The following is a 1,658-nucleotide window of genomic DNA, read 5'->3' as shown; positions in this document are numbered from 1 at the left end:
GCCCTGCCCCGCTTCACCACCGACCTGGACCGCCTCACCCCGAACAGCGCCGCCGCTTCCGCCAGACCGTGGAGGCCTTCTCGACGATCTGCGCACCGGGCGCTTCCGCACCGGCCTCCGTGTGAAGGGTGTCCGGCGCGCTCACGGCGTCTTCGAGCTGACCTGGGACTGCGACGGCCGCGCCACCTGGTCCTACGGGCCGGAGATAATCCGCGGCGTACCGCACATCGTTTGGCGTCGGATCGGCACCCACTCGATCCTCACTGGCCCTTGAACAAGGGTGGGCAGCAGTCACCCAGTTTCTGTGTCGTGCTGCTTGTCTTGGGCGAGATCCAGAACAGACAGCAGGGACTCCCCCCATGTCGCCCAGCGCTTCAGCCGAGCTTGGTCCAGCAGGTGGATGTCGTGTGAGCGTGCGAATTCGTTCGCGGGTTTGGTGAACGTCCCGTTAGTCACGGCGATGACGATGTCGGCGTTGTGTTCCGGGCGGGCCGTCCCGTTGAGGGTCTGGATGTCGGGCGAGCCAACCTTTCCGACCCCTGCTTGACGATGCTTGCACTGGAACACGACGCGTAGTCGGTCGGGGGTTATCGCAATCACGTCTGCTCCGAGGTCACGAGCGCCTCCACCGTCTCGGATGACGTGGTGACCATCGCGCCTCATCAGGGTCGCTACGGTCTGCTCGAAGACGAACGGCGTCATGTCGTGGATGTCTTCCAGAGCCACGCTGTCTTCCGAGGCGATGAAGCGGTCCAGGGCCTGTTCGCGCAGCGCAAGGCTGTGTATCTCATCTCGGTGCTTGTCTATGGCGTTCCGCACGTCCAGTTCAGCTTGTACCAATTGTCTCCGGAGAGCCCCGACAGCTCCCAGATCGGGGAGAGCTGGGCTGGCTGCGTCTCGGTATCGCTCGGTGAGATCCCGGCCCGTCTGCTCGCTCAGCTGCAGCCAGACATTCTGTGCCTTCTCCACTCCACTCACGGCAGTGCGGCTCGCCCTGTCAAGGGCGAGCCGGAGGGCCGCGTGTGCTTGGCGGTAGTTCAAGGTGAAAGGAGTACCCAGAGGCGGTACCAAGGTCCCCAAGTGGTCCTGCTCAGCCTGGATCTCCGCTGCGAGATCACTCGCGGCACCGGCGAAGTCAAGTGCTACTTGCCCCTCAATCCAGTGGAGGTAAGCAGCGAGCAGATCATCGTCTGTGGCCTCAGCTATTCGACGCCGCAAAGCCGCCTGCAGTTGATCGCTGGGGTACTCAGGGAGCGACACGGTAGTGGCCCAGTTGATGTGCATCAGGCGGCCACCAGCGCGTCACGGAGGGGGACTTCCCATGCGACCCAACGCTGCAACTCGAACCGTTGCACGAGTCGGAGGGACGACGTCGTCTCCTCGAGGAATCGGTATGCAGGTCTGGAGACGTACTTCAGATTGCTGATCACCAGCACACCGGGGAAGCCGCCAGCCTCGGCCAGGCGTAGTGCGGTCAGGAGCACACGAACATCGGTGGCCTCGTCTCGTCCTGGCCGTTGCACGTTGGCACAGAAGACCAGGCCGGTCTCACCACTGCGGGACACCTCAAGAACCCTCGGCTCACGGAGGATCGCTTGGAAACCCGAGTGCTGAAGCGCCTGCCTCACGGCGTCGTCGAACTCGTGCTGCTCCGCCTG

2 protein-coding genes are annotated in these 1,658 nt (G+C 63.8%); both read right to left on the bottom strand.

The genetic code is table 11. The features are described from left to right. Nucleotides 1–291: 291 nt before the first annotated feature. Nucleotides 292–969 carry a restriction endonuclease gene (locus tag CA983_RS48705; protein ID WP_244207354.1) on the bottom strand — a complete coding sequence of 226 codons (678 nt, stop codon included), beginning with the start codon at nucleotides 967–969 and terminating at the stop codon, nucleotides 292–294. Between the two features lie 314 nt (nucleotides 970–1,283). Then, a partial coding sequence (locus CA983_RS46485) for a hypothetical protein (protein ID WP_158101944.1) occupies nucleotides 1,284–1,658 on the bottom strand: 375 nt, incomplete at its 5' end.

Origin of the sequence: Streptomyces swartbergensis (assembly GCF_002148965.1) — a bacterium.
Classification (GTDB): domain Bacteria; phylum Actinomycetota; class Actinomycetes; order Streptomycetales; family Streptomycetaceae; genus Streptomyces; species Streptomyces swartbergensis.
The sequence above is the reverse complement of the archived record's forward strand: the minus strand, read 5'-3'. Positions and strand labels throughout refer to the sequence as shown.